Source organism: Streptomyces sp. NPDC014656 (assembly GCF_043084305.1).
In the GTDB taxonomy this organism is placed as follows: domain Bacteria; phylum Actinomycetota; class Actinomycetes; order Streptomycetales; family Streptomycetaceae; genus Streptomyces.
Genome location: NZ_JBIBZN010000003.1, coordinates 629,174 through 649,786 on the forward strand (window position 1 = coordinate 629,174; position 20,613 = coordinate 649,786).

Genomic DNA, 20,613 nt, shown 5'->3' on the forward strand with positions numbered 1-20,613 from the left:
CGCGCGGCACGCGAAGAAGCCCGCCCCCTCGGGGGGCGGGCTTCTTCGCGTATGCGGACAGCGGGCAGGCGGAATTGCCCGTGTCCGACGTCTTGACGCTCTCGGGACGCCACGCCTAGCTTGCTCAAGGTCTTGCTGAAAGTTACGGCAAGTTCTTTCAACCCCTGTGGCCCGCCGTCCCGTCGACCGGTACGGCGGGCCTGCCGCACCCGCATCCGCACCCCCACGAGGAGCACACCCATGAGGTTAGGCCTCATCCACGCCTCCCGGCGGCCGACGGCCGGGCTGGCCACCGCCGCGCTGGCGCTCGGCCTGACGACGGCGCTGGCCGCCCCGGCGACCCCCGCGGCGGCCGCCCCGACGGCCAACGGCGACAAGAAGGTCACCGCCGTCCTGTTCGAGTGGAACTTCGACTCGATCGCCCGCGAGTGCACGAACACCCTCGGCCCCAAGGGCTACGGCTACGTCCAGGTCTCGCCCCCGCAGGAGCGCGTCCAGGGCCCCGCCTGGTGGACCGCGTACCAGCCGGTCAGCTACAGGATCCAGGGCCCGCTGGGCGACCGCGCCGCCTTCCGGGACATGGTGGACACCTGCCACCGGGCAGGCGTGAAGGTCATCACCGACACGGTGATCAACCACATGACCTCGGGCTCCGGCACCGGCACGGCGGGCACGAACTACAGCAAGTACGACTACCCCGGCCTCTACTCCGACGGGGACTTCCACGGCTGCCGCCGCCCCATCGGCGGCGACTACTCCGACCGCCACAACATCCAGGAGTGCGAGCTCGGCGAGACCGGCCGGCCCTCGCTCTCCGACCTGAACACCGGCAGCGACCACGTCCGGGGCAAGATCGCCGGATACCTCAACGACCTGCTGTCGACGGGCGTCGACGGCTTCCGCGTGGACGCCGTCAAGCACATCGCGGCGGACGACCTGGCCGCCATCCGCTCCAAGCTCACCGACCAGAACGTCTACTGGGTCCAGGAAGCCATCCACGGTGCCGGCGAGGCCGTCTCCCCGAGCGAGTACCTGCGCACCGGTGACGTACAGGAGTTCCGCTACACCACCGACCTCAAGCGGATCTTCGGCAACGAGAAGCTCTCCTACCTGAAGAACTTCGGCGAGTCCTGGGGCTACATGCCCTCCGGGCAGAGCGGCGCCATGGTCGCCAACCACGACACCGAGCGCAACGGCAGCAGCCTCAGCTACAAGGACGGCGCCCGCTACACGCTCGCCCACGTCTTCATGCTCGCCCACCCCTACGGCACCCCCTCGGTCCACTCCGGCTACGAGTTCGGCGGCAAGGACGACGGCGCGCCGAACGGACACGCCGTCAGCGCCTGCTACGCCAACGGCTGGTCCTGCCAGCACTCCTGGCGGCAGATCGCCAACATGGTCGCCTTCCGCAACGCCACGGAGGGCACGGCGGTCACCGACTGGTGGGACAACGGCGGCAACGCCATCGCCTTCGGGCGGGGGGACAAGGGCTTCGTCGCGGTCAACCGCGAGGGCGCCGCGATCACCCGGACCTTCCAGACCTCGCTGCCGGCCGGCACCTACTGCGACGTCCAGCACGGCGACCCCACCGCGAACGGCGGCTGCACCGGCACCACGTACGCCGTCGGCTCCGACGGGAGGTTCACGGCCACGGTCGGCGCGAACGACGCCGTCGCCCTGCACGTCGGCGCGAAGGGCGGCGACAAGCCCGACGAGGGCGACAACAGCGTCACCGTCCACTACGCCACCGACAGGAACTGGACGGCCCACAACCTCCACTACGCCCCGGCCGGCGGCCGGTGGACCACCGCGCCCGGCGTCGCCATGGAGCCCGCCTGCGCCGGCTGGGTGAAGAAGACCGTCGCGCTGGGCTCCGCCACCGGCATGAAGGCCGCCTTCAACAACGGCTCCGGCACCTGGGACAGCAACGGCGGCGCCGACTACGCGCTGGGCACCGGTGACGTCACCGTCAAGGGCGGCGTCGTCGGCACCGGCAACCCCTGCGACGACGGCGGCGAGCAGACCGGGAGCGGCGCCTCCTTCGCCGTCACCGCCACCACCGTCCCGGGCCAGGACGTCTACGTCGTCGGCGACGTCGCCGCCCTCGGCGCCTGGGCCCCCGCCGCGGCCCTGAGGCTGGACCCGGCGGCGTACCCGGTGTGGAAGCTGGACCTGGACCTGCCGGCCGGCACCTCCTTCGCGTACAAGTACGTCCGCAAGGACGCCGCGGGCACCGTGACGTGGGAGAGCGGCGCGAACCGCACCGCCACCGTCCCGACCTCCGGGCGGCTCGCCCTCACGGACGCCTGGCGCGGCTGATCCGCGACCGCGCCACGGGTGGGGCCGGCCGGGCGCCGGTCCCGCCCCCGGCGTTCCCGCGCGCCCCTCCCCGGCCCGTCCCTCGGTCCCTCCCCCGCCCCCTCCTCGCAAGAGTTTTCTGAAACACCCTGCAAGATCTTGCCGACATGATCGGCGGACTGCTTAACTCCTCAGCGATCCGCGGCAGTTGCGGCCCGTGACCGAGAGGAACAGCCATGAGCAGCGCGTACGACGTCCTCGTCCTGGGAGGATCCGGCGTCGACACCATCGTGTACGTCCCCGAGCTCCCCCTCCCGTACGCCGACAGCTACATGATCCAGCCCGGCATCGAGACCCGCGCCGGGCAGACCGGTGACTTCGTCGCCCTCGGACTCAGCTCGCTCGGCCTGCGCACCCACCACATCGACATGATCGGCGACGACCCCTCCGGCGACCTGATCCGCGCCTTCCACCGCGACCGCGCCATCGACTTCACCGAGGTGCTCCAGCCCGGCGGCACCAAGCGCGCGGTCAACCTCGTCGGCCCGGACGGACGCCGGCTCTCCCTCTACGACAACAGCCGCTCCGACGAGGCCGACCGGCTCCCCGAGGACACCGTCCGCAAGCTGGCCGCCGCCAGCCGGCACGCGCACGTCTCCATCACCTACCCCTGCGCCCACGCCCTCCCGCTCCTCCACGAGGCGGGGCTGACCGTCTCCACCGACCTGCACAACTGGGACGGCGAGAACCCCTACCACGAGGAGTTCGCCTACGGCTCCGACCTGGTCTTCGTCTCCACGACGGCCCTGGACGACCCGGAGGCCACCATGCGGCGCGTCCTGGAGCGCGGCCGGGCCGAGGTCGTCGTCGCCACCGCCGGCGCCGAGGGCTCCTACCTCCTCACCCGGGACGGCGGCGCCCCCCTCCACGTCCCGGCCGTCGCCCCGCGCGGACCGGTCGTCGACTCCAACGGCGCGGGCGACGCCTACGCCTCGGGCTTCCTCTTCGGCCGGCTCGCGGGCGAGCCCGTCGAACGGTGCGCCCTCTACGGCGCGATCGCCGGCGCCTACGCCTGCACCGTCCCCGCCACCGGCAGCGACGCGATCGACCGGGCCGCCCTGCTGGCCGAGGCCGAGGCGCTGACCGGCCCGGAGGACGCCGCGTGAGCGCCGACCGCTTCGACGTCCTCGTCCTCGGCGGCGGTGTCGCCGGCTGCGTGCTGGCCGCCCGGCTCGGCGAGGACCCGGGCCGGTCCGTCTGCCTCGTCGAGGCAGGGCCCGACCACGGCCCCGACCCGGCCGGCTGGCCCGCCCCGCTGCTCGACGCGCGCGCCCTGCCCCGCCAGGACCTGTGGGAGCGCAAGGTGGCGGCGCACCGCTTCCGGGCCCGGGTCGTCGGCGGCTCGTCCTGCGTCAACGGCTGCTGGAACACCTGGGGTTCCGAGGCCGACCACCGCGAGTGGGTCCGGGCCGGCGGGGAGCGCTGGGGCGCCGCCGCCATGGAGCCGTACCGGGACGCGGCCGTCCGCGCGATGGGACTGCGCCCCGTGCCCGGCCGCGAACTCTCCCCCTGGGCGCGGGCCGCCGCCGACGCCGCCCGCGAACTCGGCCACGCCGAGGTCGACATGGGCCGCACCGGCGAACCCGGCTACGGCTTCCCGCTCCTCAACGCGCACGACGGGCTCCGCCGGAACGCCGCCCTCGCCTACCTCGGCCCCGAGGTCCGCGCCCGCCCCCGGCTGACCGTCCTCCCGCACGCCGTCGCCGACCGCCTGCTGGTGCGCGGCGACCGGGTCGACGGCGTCGTCGTGCTCGTCGACGGGGTGCCGCGCACCCTGCGGGCCGAGCGGTACGTCGTCGCCGCCGGCGCCTTCGGCTCACCCGCGCTGCTGCTCCGCAGCGGCATCGGCCCGGCCGGCGAGCTGCGCGCGCTGGGCATCGACCCGGTGCTCGACCTGCCCGGAGTGGGCGCCAACCTCAGCGACCAGCCCGGCGTCTTCGTCCCGCTCGCGCCGACGCCCGAACTCGACGCCGCGCTCGCCGCCAAGGAGCGCGACGGCGAGCTGTACGTCAGCCGCGTCCTGCTCCGGACGGCCGGCGCGCACGCCCCCGAGGACGGCTGGAACCTGCACGTCCTGCCGTCGGCGGGCCCGCCCCTGTTCGGTTCGCTGCCGCCCGGCCGGTACGAGGCCGGCGTGTCGGCCTTCCTGATGAAACCCGCCTCGCGCGGCTCCGTCCGCCTCACCTCGGCCGATCCGCTCGCCCCGCTCGCCCTCGACCCCGGCTTCCTCACCGACCCGGAGGGCCACGACCTGGCCGCCCTCCGCTCCGGCCTGGAGACCGCCCTCGCGCTCGCCGGGACCGCCGCCCTCAAGGGGCTCGCCGCGCTCCCCGGGGGCACGGCCCCGCACCTCCTGGGCGACGACGAGCTGCGCGCCCGCGCCGGCACCTACTGGCATCCGGCCGGGACCTGCGCGATGGGCCCCGACGACGACCCCGCCGCCGTGGTGGACGGCGAGGGCCGGGTCCGCGGGCTGGCGAACCTGACGGTCGCCGACGCCTCCGTGCTGCCCACCGTGCCCGCCGCCAACACCCAGCTGCCGGTGCTCGCCACCGCCGAACTGCTCGCCGCCGCCCTCACCACCGGGCCCGGCGCGTGACCGGCGTCCCCGACCACGGAGGAACCCCCACCATGACGGACCACCCCGCCCGGGGACGGCGCCTCGTCTACGGCTGCATGGGCCTCGGCGGCGGCTGGGACGCCCTGCCGTACGGCCCCGACGACGTCGGCCACGCCGAACGGGCCGTCGAGGCGGCCCTCGCCATCGGCGTCACCGCCTTCGACCACGCCGACATCTACCGGTACGGCAAGTCCGAGGCCGTCTTCGGCGAGGTCCTGGCCCGCGCCCCCGGCCTGCGCGAGCGGATCACCCTCCAGTCCAAGTGCGGCATCCGGCTCCCCGAGGACGGCCGGCCCGGCTTCTACGACCTGCGCGGACCCAGCGTCCTGCGCCGCGTCGAGGAGTCGCTGACCCGGCTGCGCACCGACCGCCTGGACGTCCTGCTGCTGCACCGGCCCGACCCGCTCGCCGACCCGGAGGAGCTGGCCGCCGCGCTCTCCTCGCTCCACCGCCAGGGCCTGGTCGGGCGCTTCGGCGTCTCCAACATGAACGCCGCCCAGATCGCCCGGCTCCAGTCCTTCCTGGACGTGCCGCTCGTCGTCGACCAGCTGGAGATGAGCCTGCGCAGCCGCGCCTGGGTCGAGGAGGGCGTCCTGGTCAACACCCCGGCCGGGGCCGGGGTCGGCTTCCCGTCCGGGACGGTCGAGTACTGCGCCGAGCGGGGCATCGAGCTCCAGGCCTGGGGCGCGCTCGCCGGCGGCCGGTACGCCGACCCGGCGGCCGGACCCGCCGCCGCGCTCGTCGGCCGGCTCGCCGAGGAGCACGGCACCACCCCGGAGACCGTGGTGCTGTGGTGGCTGCAACACCACCCCGCCGGGATCGTGCCGGTGATCGGCACCTCCCGCCCCGAGCGGATCCGTGCCTGCCGCGACGCGGTGGAGCGGGCCCCCGGCCTCGGCCACGAGGAGTGGTACGCCCTCTGGACCGCCGCGCGCGGCGCCCCGCTGCCCTGACCCGGGCCCGCCCGGTCCGCCCCCGCACCCCGATCGGTTCCCCCTGTACGGAGAGAGTCTGTGACCACCACCGGCGCGCCGCCGGCGGGCTCGTTCGAGTCGGCCCGTTTCTACATCACCTTCCGCTGCAACTCGCTGTGCGGCTACTGCAACGTCTGGCAGGACGACAAGTTCAAGGGGTACGACGAACTCACCCTGGAGCAGGGCCGCCGGATCCTCGACGAACTCCACGCGCTCGGCGTCCGATACGTCGACTTCACCGGCGGCGAGCCGGTGCTGCACCCGCACATCGACGGCATCGTGCAGTACGCGAAAAAGCTCGGCATGACGGTCGAGCTCACCAGCAACGGCATCCGCTTCGCGAAGCACATCGACGCGATCGTGCCGCACGTCGACACCATGAACGTCTCCCTGGACACCCTGCGCCCGGAGCGCTACCGGGCCATCCGGGGCGTGCCGACGCTCGACCGGGCGCTCGACGTGATCCGCTCCATCGTCGCCTCCGGCGACGGCGGGCACCTGAAGCTGATCTGCGTGGTCACCCGGGAGAACGTGGACGAGGTGCCCGACCTGCTGCGCTTCGCGCAGGAGAACCGGGTGACCGTCTACTTCTCCACCATGTTCGAGTACTTCGACGAGCAGGACACCGTCCGGGACGTCAACCGCACCGCCCGGAAGCTGAAGCTGGTGGAGCAGAACGGACGCCCGGCCGGCGGCTGCGCGCCCGAACGGGCGGCGCCCGGACCGGACGACGGCTCCATACCCGACCTGCTCCTCGGGCTGCTGCACGCCCCGTTCGCCCTGGTCAACCTGCACTTCCGGAAGTACGTGGAGACGCAGGACCCCTCGGCGCCGACGCAGTGCTACGCCAACAAGCGGATCCTGACGGTCGGTCCGGACGGGCGGCTCGTCCTGCCCTGCTACCACGCCTTCGACAACTCGGTCACCTGGGAGCGGCCGCTGGCCGAACTGGTGCGGGACGAGGAGTTCCTGCGGGTGCGGGACGAGGAGGTCGGCTTCCGGCCGGAGTGCCGCGGCTGCACCGTCTTCCCGTACGTGGGACTGTCGTTCAGCTACCGCTTCGACAAGGTCTTCCTCTACCAGGCGCTGTCCGAGGAGATCGCCAAGCTGAAGACCCGCTTCGTCAACCCGCTCCATCCCCGGCTCGTGGTCGAACCCGCTCCGCTGCTGGCCGGGTTCGCCGCCCTGGAGCGCTTCATCGACGCGGAGCTCCCGCCCTTCCGGGACCCGCTGACGGAGCACCACCTGTACCGCTTCGACGTCACGGGCACCGGGATCCGCACCGACTTCGCCGCCGGGGAGACCTCGGTCGAGGAGGTCCTCGCCGACCACGCCGGCGAGCAGTGCTGGGGCGTCCAGCGCTCCCCGCACACCTGGGTCCGGCTGCTCTACCGCGAGCTGCTCCCGCTGCTCGGCACCCTCGCCGACCGGGGCCAGCTCCCCCGGAAGGAGCACGAGGAGCTGGTCGGCCGGGTGTACGCGGTGCAGCTCGCCTGGTGGCGGGCGTACCTCGGGCGCTACGCCCGGGGCGGCGGGGCGCTCGACACCCGCGACGCCGACGCGACCGTGGCCCGCTTCCTCGCCGCGACGGCGGCCCTGCTGCCCGAGGCGCCGGAGTCCGGCCGGGTGCGCGAGATCCTGCTGCACGCCGGGTGCGTCCTCGCCCTGCCGCCCGGGGAGCTGGCCCCGCTCGCCTCGGCCGAGCCGTTCCCCGAGGCCGGTCTGCTCGCCAAGCACCTGCTGCTGCTCGCCCCCGAGGAGGAGCTCGCGGCCTACGCGGCGCTGCTCCCGGACGGCGCGGCGGGCGCGCTGCGCGGCGAGCCGCCGGCCCCGACGCCGGACGGCCCGCTCGACCGCCTCCTGGACACCGCGCCGGCCGGGGACGCCCCGGCCGTCGCGGCCCTGATCGACACGGTGCGCGCGCTGCGCGGGGAGTTCCCCGAGGAGGAGCTCGCCGCCCTCCTGCTGACGCGCGAGCTGCGCGATCCCGCCCGGATCCGCCGGCGCGGGGCCGAACTGCGCGGCGTCGCGCGGCCCTTGTCCCTGGGCTGACGGCGGAGTACGGCCGCGCCCCCCGGACCGTGCGGTCCGGGGGGCGCGGCCGTGTCGTGGGCGGGGTCAGCCGGCCGGGGTGCCGGTCACGCCGGTGGCGGTGAGGAGGGCCCCGGCGGTGTTCCGCTGGGTGGCGATCAGCTGGCCGCCGAGTGCCCCGGCGATCCGGTCGCGATCACGGGGGTCGACGGTGAAGACCTGGCGGCCGGCCGCCTCCGGGTGGGCGGCGCGCTGTTCCCCGGTGAGGGCGGTGGGCAGCAGGCGCAGCCACCGGCCCTCGTCGGTGAGGGCGCCGTCCCGGATCGCGATGCCGCCCTCGGGGGCGTACACGAGCTGCTGGCTGGTGGAGCCGGTGGGCTTGACGTCCCAGACGAGGGTGGTGGCGTCGAGCCAGCGCGCCTCGGAGCGGGAGAGGTCGAGGTCGGGGGTGGTGCGGATGCTCGGCAGGACGTAGTCGGTGGCGCCGCCGACGAGCCACACCTCCTTGCCGTGGGTGCCGAAGTCCAGGGAGCGGTCGGCGGGGAGGTCCTTCTCGTCGCCCCGGTGGACGATGTAGCTGAGCGTGGTGGCGCCCTCGGCGAGCGGCACCTCGTAGACGGCGCCGTAGGCGTCGGTGCGGACCGGGGCGAGCGGCTTGGACCAGTCGGTGGGCCGGGCGGCGCCGGTCCAGGTGTGCAGGCCCCAGCCCTCGTGGTCGCCGTCCGGGCGGTGGTAGTGGATGACGGCCTTGCGCTCGTCCTGCGGCGGGTAGGCGCCGGCCGGGACGGTCTCGGTCTGTCCGGCCGCGCCCTGTTCGATCCAGACCTCGCCGGTGCGGTTCAGCTCGACCGTGCGGGCGGCGCCGTCGGTGGTCCCGTCCTTCTCGACGGTGTAGGTGACGGCGGTGGTGCCGGGCTCGACCTTCACCCAGGCGAAGGCGCCGTAGGCGTCCCGGCCGGTGAAGGCGGACCGCCCGCCGGGGGTGTTCAGGGTCCAGCCGTCGTACTCCGCGTCCTCGCGCCGGTAGTGGACCACGGCGTAGCCGCGTTCGAAGGCGCTGGGGCGGGTGGGGGCGGGCGGCCTGCCGGAGGTGGTGGTGGCGGTGGTGCTCGCGGTGCGGCCGCGGGCGTCGACGACGACGGCCTTGTAGCGCAGCGCCGTGCCCTCCGGCAGACCGGCGGGCAGGTGCTGGGTGACCTTGTGGGGGGCGTGGTCGGCGGTGCCGAGGGTCCGCCAGGGGCCGTTGCCGACCTGGGCGGCGAAGACCACCCGGCTCAGCTCGCCGGCCGTGGGGTCGGCGCCGATCTCGACGGTGCCGGTGGCGCCCGCGGCGGGGGCGGTGAGGCGGACGGCGGGGGCGGTGTGCGGGGCGTCGAGGGGGCGGCCGGCCTTGAGGACGACGGAGGAGAGGGCGGGCACGGTGAGCGTGATGCGGCGGTCGGAGCCGCTGCGGACGGTGCGGGAGGTTCCGTGGAGCGGGGCGAAGCGGGCCCGGGAGGTGCCGGTGGTGAGGGTGACGGTCTTCTCCGTGGTGGCGTTGTTGACCGCGACCAGGTACTCGGTGCGCCGCTCCGGGTCGACGCGGGAGGTGGCGTGGACGCCGGCGCCGGTGGTGTCGGTGTGGCGCTGGATCTGGACGCCGTCGCGGAGCGCGGGGTGTTCGCGGGTGAGCTTCGACAAGGCGGCGATGGACCGGTAGAGGGGGTGGTTCGTGTCGTAGGCGTCGTCGGCGTGGGTGCGGTCGGTGCCGAGCAGGTCGTCGTCGAGGTAGTCGGGCACCCTGGAGGCGAAGAGGGTCTGGCGGGCGTCCTTGTCGCCGCCGGCGCCGGTGAAGCCCTGCTCGTCGCCCGCGTAGACCACCGGGTTGCCGCGGGAGAGGAACATCAGCTCGTTGGCGAGCGTGGCGCGGCGGACGAGTTCGGCGTCGGAGGCGTTCGGGTTGTCCTGCTTCAGGAAGGCTCCGAAGCGGCCCATGTCGTGGTTGCCGAGGAAGGTGACCTGCTCGTAGGCGTTGGCCTTGTCGGTGGTGTAGCGGTAGTCCTCGGCGAAGACGTCGGCGAGCGCGGAGGCCGGGCGGCCGAGCGAGGCGACGTCGCGGACGGCCTGCTGGAGGGGGAAGTCGAGGGTGGCGTCGAGCCGGCCCTGGGTGACGTAGGGGGCGGTGACGGCGGGGTCGGAGGAGAGGACCTCGCCGAAGATGAGGAAGTCCTCGCGGCCCTGCTTCTTGGCGTAGGCGTCGAGGGCGGTGGCCCACTGCGTCCAGAACGCCATGTCGACGTTCTTCACGGTGTCGACGCGGAAGCCGTCGATGCCGAAGTCGCGGACCCACGTCTGGTAGATCTCGGCCAGGCCGCGCACGACCTCGGGGCGTTCGGTCCACAGGTCGTCGAGTCCGGTGTGGTCGCCGTAGAGGCCGCTCTCGCCGACGAAGGTGGAGTCGCCGCGGTTGTGGTACATGGTCGGGTCGTTGAGCCAGGCGGGCTTCTTGGCGCCCTGCTCGGCGTCGGCGACGAGCGGGGTGTACGGGAGGCCGTCGGCGTCCACGGCGGCCGGCACGCGGCTGTCGTCGAAGGGGCGGCCGGTGGCGTCGAGGTACGGGTAGGCGCCCTTGCTCCGGTAGGCGTAACGGTTCTCGCCGGAGCGGATGACGTCGGCGGTGTGGTTGGTGATGACGTCGAAGAAGACCTTCATGCCCTTGGCGTGGGCGGCCTCGATGAGCTTCTTGAGGTCGTCGTTGGTGCCGAAGTGCGGGTCGACCCGGGTGAAGTCGGTGATCCAGTAGCCGTGGTAGCCGGCCGAGGCGTCCTTGCCGACGCCCTGCACGGGCTTGTTCTCGAAGATCGGGGCCATCCAGATGGCGGTGGTGCCGAGGCCCTTGATGTAGTCCAGGCGCCGCGTGAGGCCCTTGAGGTCGCCGCCCTGGTAGAAGCCCTTGTCGGTGGGGTCGTACCCGGTCTCCAGGCGGGTGCCGGTGAGTCCGCCGCGGTCGTTGGTCCGGTCGCCGTTGGCGAAGCGGTCCGGGAGCACGAAGTAGAACTGCTCGCGGGTCAGGTCGTGGCGGGCGGGCTGGGCGGCGAGCGTCCGGTCCGACGGGGGCGGCGGGGTGCGGTGGCCGGCGGAGGCCGGGGCGGGGCCGGTGACCGCGGTCGCCATGAGGGCGACCGCGGTGGCGATGCCGACGCGGGCGGCCCGGCGGGGGGTCGTCAGGGGGGTCTGGTGCACGTCTGGGTCCCTTCCAGAGTGGCGGTGGGTCAGTGCGGGAGGCGGTGGACGCCGGTCGCGCCCAACAGGGCGCCGTCGGCGGCGCGCTGGGTGGCGATCAGCTGTCCCGTGCGGGCCTCGGCGGCTCGGTCGAGGTCGCGGGGGTCGAGGGCGAAGGCCTGCCGCTCGGCGTACTCGGGGTGGGCGGCGCGCTGTTCCCCGGTGAGGGCGGTGGGGAGCAGGCGCAGCCACCGGCCCTCGTCGGTGAGGGCGCCGTCCCGGATCGCGATGCCGCCCTCGGGGGCGTACACGAGCTGCTGGCTGGCGACGCCGGTGCCGGTGCCGCGCCAGACGACGGTGGTGTCGTCGAGCCAGACGGCGTCCTGGCGGCCGAGGTCGAGCGGGAAGGCCCCGGCGAGGGAGGGCGAGAGATAGGCGGGGTCTCCGGCGAGGCGCCAGACCTCCTTGCCGTGGAGGCGGAAGTCGAGGACCTCGTCGCCGGGTACGTCCTTCTGCTCCTTCTTGTGGAGGATGTAGCTGAGCGAGCCGGCGCCCTCGGTGAGGTCGACCTCGAAGACCAGGCCGAAGGCGTCCTGGCGGACGGGCGCGATGGGGTCGTTCCACTCGGGCGGGCGGGCGGCGCCGGTCCAGGCGTGCAGGCCCCAGCCCTCGTAGTCGCCGTCGGGGCGGTGGTAGTGGACGACCGCCTTCGCCGGGTCCTGGGGCGCCCGCGCGCCGGCGGGGCGGGTGGCGTCGACGAGGGGGCTGCCCTGCCGGGTCCACACCTCTCCGGCGGCGGTGACGTCGAGGGCGCGGGCGGGGCCGTCGGGGACGCCGTCCTTCTCGACCGTGAAGGAGAGGGCGGTGCCGTCCTCGGGCGGGGCGATCCAGGCGAAGGCGCCGTAGGCGTCGCGGCCGGCGAACGCGGCGGTGGTGTCCCCGCTGCGCAGCCGCAGCCCGTCGTAGTCGCCGTCGGGGCGCTGGTGGTGGACGACGACGTGCTTGCGTTCGGCCCTGGGCCGGACGGGCGGCGGGGTGTCGCCCGCGGTGGTGGCGGCGAGGGCGGACGCGGTGCGGCCGGTGCCGTCGACGGCGACCGCCTTGTAGCGGAGCGGGGTGCCGGCGGGGACGGTGGCGGGGATGTGGTGGGTGACCCGGTACGGGGCGTGGTCGGCGGAGCCGAGGGTCTGCCAGGGGCCGTCGCCGGTCTGGGCGGCGAAGACCACCCGGGCCAGCGGGTCGCCGGAGACGGTGGCGTCGATCCCGACGGTGCCGGTGGCGCCGGCCGGGGGCGCGGTGAGGCGCACGGCGGGGGCCTTCGCGCTCCGGGGCAGGGGGGTGCGGGCCTGGAGGACGACCGCGGACAGGGCGGGCACGGTAAGGGTCACGGTGCCGTCGCCGCCGCTGCGGGCCGGGCGGTCGGTGCCGTACAGGGGCCGCAGTTCCCGGCGGGCGGCGCCGGTGGGGACGGTGGCGGTGCGGGGTTCCTCGGCGTTGTTGACGGCGACGAGGTACTCGGTGCGGCGCTCGGGGTCGACCCGGGAGAAGGCGTAGACGCCGGTCCCGTCGGCGACGTGGCGCTGGATCTGGACGCCGTCGCGGAGCGCGGGGTGCTCCTTGGTGAGGCGGGAGAGACGGGAGACGGCCCGGTAGAGGGGGTGGCCCGTGTCGTAGGCGTCGTCGGCGTGGGTGCGGTCGGTGCCGAGCAGGTCGTCGTCGAGGTAGTCGGGGACCCGGGAGGCGAAGAGGGTCTGGCGGCTGTCGGAGTCGCCGCCGGCGCCGGTGAAGCCCTGTTCGTCGCCCGCGTAGACGACGGGGTTGCCCCGGGTGAGGAGCAGCAGTTCGTGGGCGAGGCGGTCGCGGCGGACGAGTTCGGCGTCGCTCGCGCCGGGGTTGTCCTGCTTCAGGAAGGTGCCGATGCGGCCCATGTCGTGGCTGCCGAGGAAGGTGACCTGCTCGTAGGCGTTGGCCTTGCCGGTGGTGTAGCGGTGGTCCTGGGCGAGGACGTGGGCGAGGTCGCCGGCGGGTCCGCCGCGCGAGGCGTAGTTGCGCAGCGCGGCCTGGAGCGGGAAGTCGAGGGTGGCGTCGAGGCGGCCCTCGGTGACGTACGGGGCGGTGACGGCGGCGTCGGCGGAGAACGCCTCGGCGAACATGAAGAAGTCCTCGCGGCCCTGGGTCGCGGCGTAGGCGTCGAGCGCGGTGGCCCACTCGGTCCAGAACTCCATGTTGACGTTCTTGGCGGTGTCCACGCGGAAGCCGTCGATGCCGAAGTCGTGGGCCCAGGTCCGGTAGATGTCCTTCATGCCCTCGACGACCTCGGGGCGTTCGGTCCACAGGTCGTCGTGGCCGAAGAAGTCGCCGTTGAGGCCGCTCTCGCCGACGAAGGTGGAGTCGCCCCGGTTGTGGTACATCGTCGGGTCGTTCAGCCAGCCGGGGACCTTGGCGGGTCCTTCGACGACCGGGGTGTACGGGAAGGAGCCGGTGTCCACCTCGGGCACGGCGGTGGTGTCGTCGAAGGGGCGGCCGTCCTCGTCGAGGTAGGGGTAGGCGCCCTCGGGGCGGTAGCCGTACTCCTTCTCGGCGTAGTCGACGGTGTCGGCGGTGTGGTTGGTGATGACGTCGAAGAAGACCTTCATGCCCTTGGCGTGGGCGGCCTCGATGAGCTTCCTCAGGTCGTCGTTGGTGCCGAAGTGCGGGTCGACCCGGGTGAAGTCGGTGATCCAGTAGCCGTGGTAGCCGGCGCTCGGGTCCTTGCCGCCGTCGCGGTCCTGGACGGGGATGTTGGTGAAGACCGGGGCCATCCAGAGGGCGGTGGTGCCGAGGCCCTTGATGTAGTCCAGGCGCCGGGTGAGGCCCTTGAGGTCGCCGCCCTGGAAGAACTTCTTGTCGGTGGGGTCGTACCCGGTCTCCAGGCGGGTGCCGGTCAGTCCGCCGCGGTCGTTGGTCCGGTCGCCGTTGGCGAAGCGGTCCGGCAGGACCAGGTAGAACTGCTCGCGGGTCAGGTCGTGCCGGGCGGGCTGGGCGGCGAGCGCCCGGTCCGGGGGCGGTGCGGGCGGCGCGGGCGGCGGGGAGGCCGTCGAGGCGGCGGGGACGAGGGCCGTCGTCAGCAGGGCGGCCGCCAGGGACATGGCGGAGCGCCGGACGATTCCGGTCACGGGTGTACTGCTCCTTCGGAGCGCGTCGGGCGGAGGGACGGGCGCGGGGGCGGGGGCGGGGTCAGGGGTGCGCGGGGACGGGCCCGGTCGCGGACGCGTGCCGGGCCGCGTACCAGCGGACCGTGTCGGCGAGGGCGTCGGCGAAGACGGCGCGGGGGCGGTAGCCCAGTTCGCGCCGGATGCGGGTGTCGTCGACGGCGTACCGCAGGTCGTGGCCCTTGCGGTCGGCGACCCGGGCGATCCGCTCGGGGCCGGCTCCGCAGAGGGCGAGCAGCCAGCCGGTCAGCTCCAGGTTGGTGAGGGACGTGCCGCCGCCGACGTTGTAGACGCGGCCGGGGCGTCCGCCGGTGCGGACCAGTTCCACGGCGGTCACGTGGTCCTCCACGTGGAGCCAGTCGCGGATCTGCGAGCCGTCGCCGTACAGGGGCACGTCCTGCCCGGACAGCAGGGCGGTGACGAAGCGCGGGACGAGCTTCTCGGGGTGCTGGCGCGGGCCGAAGTTGTTGGAGCAGCGGGTGACGCGGACGTCCAGGCCGTGGGTGGTGTGGTAGGCCAGCGCCATCAGGTCGGCGGCCGCCTTGGAGGCGGCGTACGGAGAGCTGGGGCGCGGCGCGTCGTCCTCGCGGGCGGCGCCGGTGGCGATCGAGCCGTACACCTCGTCGGTGGAGATCTGGACGAAGGTGCGGACGTGGTGCCGGACGGCCGCGTCGAGGAGGGTCTGGGTGCCGAGGACATTGGTGCGGACGAAGGGCGAGCCGTCCGCGATGGACCGGTCGACGTGGGACTCGGCGGCGAAGTGGACGAGGTCGTCGTGGCCCGGCACGAGGCCGTCGACGAGGGCGGGGTCGGCGACGTCGCCGCGGACGAAGCGGAGGCGGGGGTCGTCGAGGACCGGGGCGAGGTGGGCGGTGCTGCCCGCGTAGGTGAGGTCGTCGAGGACCGTCACGGAGACGTCGGGGGGCCCTTCGGGGCCGAGGAGGCGCAGGACGTGGGCCGAGCCGATGAAGCCGGCCCCGCCGGTGACGAGGACGCGTCGGGTCATGGGTGGAGGTGCACCTTGCTGTGGTCGCCCAGCACGAGGCGGTGGGCGTGGGGGTGGCGGGGGGCCGTCACGACGGCGTCCCGCCCGATGAAGGAGCGTTCGATGCGGCCGGCCCGGTCGACGTCGGCGCCGTCGAGGAGGACGGAGCCCTCGATGGAGCTGTCGTGGACCCGGCAGTTGGCGCCGATCGAGGTGTAGGGGCCGATCACGGCGTCGCTGATGACGGAGCCGGGGCCGATGACGACGGGGCCGGTGATGCGGGAGCCCCGGACGACGGCGCCCTCGCCGAGGCGGACGCGGCCCACGACGGCGCTGTCGGGGTCGATCTTGCCGTCGAGCCGTCCGGGCAGGCCGTCGAGGACGTGCCGGTTGGCCTCCAGCATGTCGTCGACGCTGCCGGTGTCGCGCCACACGGAGGTGGTGACGTCGGCGCGGACGTCGTGCCCGGTCTCGACGAGCCACTGGACGGCGTGGGTGAGTTCCAGTTCGCCCCGGGCCGAGGGCCGGATGGCGGCGACCGCCTCGTGGACGGCGGGCCCGAAGGCGTACACGCCGATGAGGGCGAGGTCGCTGCGCGGGCGGTCGGGCTTCTCCTCGACCCGCAGCACCCGGCCGTCCGGGCCGACCTCGGCGACGCCGAAGGCGCTGGGGTCGGGCACGGCGGTGACGAGCAGCCTGGCCGCGGCGGGCTCGGCGGCGGCGCGGGCGGTGAAGCCGGCGACGCCGCCGTCGAGGTAGTTGTCCCCGAGGTGGAGCAGGAAGTCCTCGTCGGCGAGGAAGTCGCGGGCGACGGCCACGGCGTGGGCCAGTCCGAGCGCCCGGTCCTGGCGGACGTAGGTGACGTCGAGCCCGAAGGCGCGCCCGTCGCCGACGGCGCGGCGGATGTCGTCGGCGTAGGAGCCCACGACGAGTCCGACGTCGCGGACGCCGGCGGCGGCGATGGACTCCAGGGCGTAGAAGAGCACCGGTTTGTTGGCGATCGGCAGGAGCTGCTTGGTCCCGGTGTGGGTGAAGGGGCGCAGTCGGCTGCCGGTCCCACCGGCCAGGACCAGGGCCTTCACATCGGCTGCCTTCGGTCGGGTGCGGCCTTGGGGTGTCTGTGCACGGTCCCTCCTCGCGTTCGAGGTGTGTGTCGGCGGTCGCACGGCGACTCAAGCAGAGCTTCCGCACCGACTGCAAGGCATGTCTGAAAGTTTCTGCAATCTCTTGCTGAAAGGTGGCGGCAAATGCTTCACTCGCACCTCGAAACGATCAATCGCTCGGTCAACTGGCGGAAAACCCGCGTCAGTTCGCTCGACCCTTGGGAGCTCCGGTGGCAGATCACCAGCGAGAAGCGCTGGCCAGGGAGGCGCGGCATCGGGCGCCCGGCCAATCGGAGGAGGCCGCCCTCGCCCGGCGGGTCTTCGCCGAGGGCCGCGGCGCCGTCCTCACCGATCTCGACGGCAACCAGTACCTGGACTTCGCCGCCGGCACGCTCACCCAGTCGCTGGGTCACTCCCACCCCGAGGTGGTGGCGGCCCTCACCCGGCAGGCCGGCCGGCTGTGGAACGTCCACGACAGCTCCACCCCCGAACGGGCCGAGTTCTTCGAGCTGCTGGCCCGGCTGCTGCCCGAACACCTCGACACCTACGCGCTGTTCTCCACCGGCGCCGAGGTGGTCGAGGCGGCGCTGCGGGTCGTGCAGTCCACCGCCCCGCCCGGCCGCAACCGGATCGGCGCGCTCCGGCACGGCTTCCACGGCAAGACCATGGGCGCCCGGATGCTCGTCCACTGGGACGTCGGCCACCAGTCCTTCGCCGGCAACAGCGTGCTGGGCTACGCCCCGTACTGCTACCGCTGCCCCCTGGAACTGGAGCGCCCCACCTGCGGCATCCGCTGCGCCGACCTCGTCACCCGGCACATCGCCACCAAGCCGAACGTCTCCGCGCTGGTCTTCGAACCGGTCCTCGGAGCCGCCGGCGTGATCGTCCCGCCGCCCGGCTACTGGGAGCGGATCTCGGCGGCCTGCCGGGAGAACGGCGTGCTGCTCGTCGCCGACGAGGTCGCCACCGGCGGCGGCCGCACCGGCGCCTTCCTCGCCTCCGAACTCGTCGGCGTGGAACCGGACCTGGTCGCCCTCTCCAAGGGCATGGCCAACGGCTTCCCCTTCGCCGTGCTGGCCGGCCGGCACGACCTGCTGCACCGCCCCGAGGCCGCCCCGCCCGGCGCCTACGCCTCCACCTACGCCGGCAACCCGCTGGGGATCGCCGCCGCCCGCGCCACCCTGGAGGTCGTCGCCCGCGACCGGCTCCTGGACCGGGTGCGGGTCCTCGGCGACCGGCTCGGCGCGCACCTCGCCGCACTCCACGGCCGCTACGAGGTGCTCGGCGACGTCCGGGGCCTCGGCCTCCTGCACGGACTGGAGTTCGTCCGCGACCGGGCGAGCCGCACCCCCGCCCCCGAGATCGCCCGCGCCGTCTACACCACCGCCCTCGACCTGGGACTGCGCACCGCCGTCGGCGGACACGTCATCCGGCTCGCGCCGCCCTTCACCCTGGACGAGCGGCTGCTCGACGAGGGGGCCCGCATCCTCGGCGAGGCCATCGGGCGGGTGACCGCGTGATCGTCGCCGAAGGACTCACCAAGGACTTCCGGATCGCCGAACGGCGCCCCGGTCTGCTCGGCAGCCTCTCCACCCTGCTCACCCGCGAGTACCGCACCGTGCGCGCCGTCGACGGCATCTCCTTCGCGCTGCGCGCCGGTTCGAAGACCGCCTACATCGGCGCCAACGGCGCCGGCAAGTCCACCACCATCAAGATGCTCACCGGCATCATGACGCCCACCTCGGGCCGCTGCCTGGTGAACGGCGTCGAGCCCTACCGGCGCCGGCGCGAGAACGCCCGCGCGATCGGCGTGGTCTTCGGACAGCGCAGCCAGCTGTGGTGGGACCTGTCGGTGCCCGACTCCTTCCAGATCCTGCGCCGGATCTACGAGATACCCGACGCGGTGTACGGGCGGAACCTCGCGCTCTACCGCGAACTGCTCGACATCGACGCCCTCGGCACCACCCCCGTGCGCCAGTTGAGCCTCGGCCAGCGGATGCGCGCCGAGATCGCCGCGAGCCTGCTGCACGACCCGGCGGTCGTCTTCTGGGACGAACCGACCATCGGCCTCGACATGGTCCTCAAGGAGGCGGTCCGGGAGCTGGTGAACCGGGCCAACGCCGAACGCGGCACCACCGTGCTGCTCACCAGCCACGACCTGTCCGACATCGCCGCCATCTGCGACGACGCGCTCGTCGTCGACGGCGGCCGGGTCGTGCACGAGGGCACCCTCCACGACCTGCTGCGCCGGGCCGACCGGCGCTCCGTCGTCTTCGACCACCGGGGCGGCCCCGGCCCCCGGGCCGCCGTCGACGGCATCGAGGCCGGACTGCCCGGCGCCACCGCCGCCGTCACCCCGGAGGGCCGGATCCGGGTCGACTACCCGGCCGACGCCTTCACCTCGCGCCAGGTCCTCGGCTTCCTCCTGGACCGGTTCGAACTGGCCGACTGCTACGCCCCCGAGCCCGACCTGGAGACGGTGCTCCGGCAGGTCTACCGGGGCGGCGTGCCCGCCGCGCGGGACGGCGGCGGCCGATGAGAGCGGCCCTCCGCCCCGGCAGCTACCTGCCCTTCGCCACCAGCGGGCTGCAGTCCCTGCTCCAGTACCGCTCGACCTTCCTCGTCACGGGGATCACCGCGGCGGCCGGCGCGGCCGTCACCGTCTTCCTGTGGCGGGCGGTGTACGCGGACTCCCCGGGACCCGGCCCCGGCGGCTTCACCCCGGCGAGCATCACCACCTACCTCGTGGTGGCGCAGGTGCTGGCGGTGGTGCACACCAACCGGGTGGACGACGAGGTCGCCGCCGAGGTCTACCGGGGCGACATCGCGGTGACGCTGGTCCGCCCGGTCGCCTACCCGCTGGTCCGGTTCGCCGCCTGCCTGCCGGTGATCGCCGCCAACGCCGTCCTGGTCGGGGTGCCGCTCCTGGTCCTGTTCGCCGCCCTCGTCCCGCTGACCGCGCCGGCCCCGGCGGACGTCCTGCTGTTCCTGCCGTCCGCCGTGCTGTCGGTGCTCATCGCCTTCTGCGTGAACCTGCTGACCGGCATGGCCGGCTTCGTCACCACCAACACCTGGGGCGTGCGGATGGCCAAGCAGGGCATCGTCGCCTTCTTCGCCGGGCAGACGGTGCCGCTGGCCCTGCTCCCCGGCCCGCTGCACGCCCTCGCGATGGCGCTGCCCTTCCGGGCCATGGCCGACGGGCCGCTCACCCTGCTCCTCGGCCGGTACGAGGGGGCCGCGGGCGCGGCCGCCGTCCTCGGCCACCAGCTGGCCTGGACCGCCGGGCTCGTCCTGCTGTGCGCCGCGCTCTGGCGGACGGCCGTCTCCCGGCTGGAGGTGCTCGGCGGATGAGCCGCACGCCCGGCGGCCGGCTGCGGCTGGCGCTCTTCCTCGGCGGGGTCGGGCTGCACCGGCTCGCCGCCTACCGGCTCGACTTCCTCCTCGGCTCCGGGGCGTTCCTGATCCGGGTCGGCCTCCAGACGGTCGCGGTCGGCGTGGTCTTCAGCCACGTCCCGGCCGTCGCCGGCTGGTCCTACCACCAGGTGCTCTTCCTCCTCGGCTGCGCGCTGCTGTCGCGCGGACTCGACCACCTCTTCACCGACCAGCTGTGGGAGCTGAGCCGCAAGCTGATCCAGCGCGGCGAGTTCTACCGCTACCTGATCCGCCCGGTGGACCCGCTCTTCGCCCTCCTGTCGGAGCGCTTCTTCCACCCCGACGGGATCGGCGAACTCGCCGTGGGCCTCTTCCTGGTGCTGTGGAGCGGCTCCGAGCTCGGGCTCGACCCCACCGCCGTCCAGTGGGCCCTGGCCCCGCTGCTGGTGCTGGCCGGGGCGCTGATCCACGCCTCCGTGAAGCTGTTCTTCGCCTCGCTGTCCTTCTGGACGGTGACGAGCATGCCGGCGCTCCAGACGGTCACCCAGGTCTCCGAGTTCGCGGGCTACCCGCTGGACCTCTACCACGCCTCCCTGCGCACCCTCCTGACCTGGGTGCTGCCCTTCGCCTTCACGTCGTACGCCCCCGCCGTCTACCTGCTGCACGGCGACACCGGACTCCTCCGGTGGCTGCCGGTGGTGACCGGCCTTTCCCTCCTCGCCGCGCTGGCGCTGTGGCGCCGCGGCCTGGCCCGATACGAGATGACCGGGAGTTGACG

The 20,613-nt window shown here is 73.9% G+C and carries 11 protein-coding genes and 2 pseudogenes; 9 read left to right on the plus strand and 4 right to left on the minus strand.

Annotated elements, in window-relative coordinates; all coding sequences use genetic code 11:
• Positions 1-240 precede the first annotated feature (240 nt).
• The 5 genes from ACF1ED_RS10150 (at position 241) to ACF1ED_RS10170 (ending at position 8,004) form a co-directional block, all read left to right on the plus strand.
• Positions 241-2,319, plus strand: coding sequence for a carbohydrate binding domain-containing protein (locus tag ACF1ED_RS10150; RefSeq protein WP_391758520.1), 2,079 nt, complete (start codon positions 241-243; stop codon positions 2,317-2,319).
• Between the two features lie 215 nt (positions 2,320-2,534).
• Positions 2,535-3,464, plus strand: a complete 930-nt coding sequence (locus tag ACF1ED_RS10155; RefSeq protein ID WP_391758522.1) for an adenosine kinase — start codon at positions 2,535-2,537, stop codon at positions 3,462-3,464.
• The gene (locus ACF1ED_RS10160; protein ID WP_391758524.1) at positions 3,461-4,957 is read left to right on the plus strand and encodes a GMC family oxidoreductase; all 1,497 of its coding nucleotides are present in this window, start codon (positions 3,461-3,463) and stop codon (positions 4,955-4,957) included. The genes ACF1ED_RS10155 and ACF1ED_RS10160 overlap by 4 nt, the downstream gene beginning before the upstream one ends.
• A gap of 77 nt (positions 4,958-5,034) precedes the next feature.
• Positions 5,035-5,931 (plus strand): aldo/keto reductase family oxidoreductase, encoded by an 897-nt coding sequence (locus ACF1ED_RS10165; protein ID WP_391758759.1) that lies wholly within the window; start codon positions 5,035-5,037, stop codon positions 5,929-5,931.
• A 60-nt stretch (positions 5,932-5,991) separates the two neighbouring features.
• The gene (locus tag ACF1ED_RS10170) at positions 5,992-8,004 is read left to right on the plus strand and encodes a radical SAM/SPASM domain-containing protein (RefSeq protein ID WP_391758526.1); all 2,013 of its coding nucleotides are present in this window, start codon (positions 5,992-5,994) and stop codon (positions 8,002-8,004) included.
• A gap of 87 nt (positions 8,005-8,091) precedes the next feature.
• Here ACF1ED_RS10170 and ACF1ED_RS10175 read toward each other — a convergent pair.
• The 4 genes and pseudogenes from ACF1ED_RS10175 to ACF1ED_RS10190 all read right to left on the minus strand — a co-directional run.
• Positions 8,092-11,136 (minus strand): annotated as a pseudogene (locus tag ACF1ED_RS10175) (alpha-amylase family glycosyl hydrolase); the annotation flags it as partial.
• Between the two features lie 116 nt (positions 11,137-11,252).
• A pseudogene (locus ACF1ED_RS10180) lies at positions 11,253-14,312 on the minus strand (alpha-amylase family glycosyl hydrolase); the annotation flags it as partial.
• 88 nt (positions 14,313-14,400) lie between these two features.
• Positions 14,401-15,381, minus strand: coding sequence for a dTDP-glucose 4,6-dehydratase (gene rfbB, locus ACF1ED_RS10185; protein ID WP_391758528.1), 981 nt, complete (start codon positions 15,379-15,381; stop codon positions 14,401-14,403).
• A complete protein-coding gene (locus ACF1ED_RS10190; RefSeq protein WP_391758530.1) occupies positions 15,378-16,442 on the minus strand; it encodes a glucose-1-phosphate thymidylyltransferase in 1,065 nt (354 codons plus the stop codon). Before ACF1ED_RS10190 ends, rfbB begins: the two co-directional genes overlap by 4 nt.
• 251 nt (positions 16,443-16,693) lie before the next feature.
• Here ACF1ED_RS10190 and ACF1ED_RS10195 point away from each other — a divergent pair, with 251 nt between their 5' ends.
• From ACF1ED_RS10195 to ACF1ED_RS10210, 4 genes are read left to right on the plus strand one after another with little or no spacing between them, the layout of a single operon-like run.
• Complete coding sequence (locus ACF1ED_RS10195) at positions 16,694-17,983, plus strand: aspartate aminotransferase family protein (RefSeq protein WP_391758532.1); 1,290 nt, start codon at positions 16,694-16,696, stop codon at positions 17,981-17,983.
• Complete coding sequence (locus tag ACF1ED_RS10200; RefSeq protein ID WP_391758534.1) at positions 17,980-19,002, plus strand: ATP-binding cassette domain-containing protein; 1,023 nt, start codon at positions 17,980-17,982, stop codon at positions 19,000-19,002. The genes ACF1ED_RS10195 and ACF1ED_RS10200 overlap by 4 nt, the downstream gene beginning before the upstream one ends.
• Complete coding sequence (locus ACF1ED_RS10205; protein WP_391758536.1) at positions 18,999-19,814, plus strand: ABC transporter permease; 816 nt, start codon at positions 18,999-19,001, stop codon at positions 19,812-19,814. Before ACF1ED_RS10200 ends, ACF1ED_RS10205 begins: the two co-directional genes overlap by 4 nt.
• Positions 19,811-20,611 (plus strand): ABC transporter permease, encoded by an 801-nt coding sequence (locus tag ACF1ED_RS10210; RefSeq protein ID WP_250734394.1) that lies wholly within the window; start codon positions 19,811-19,813, stop codon positions 20,609-20,611. The genes ACF1ED_RS10205 and ACF1ED_RS10210 overlap by 4 nt, the downstream gene beginning before the upstream one ends.
• Positions 20,612-20,613: the final 2 nt, after the last annotated feature.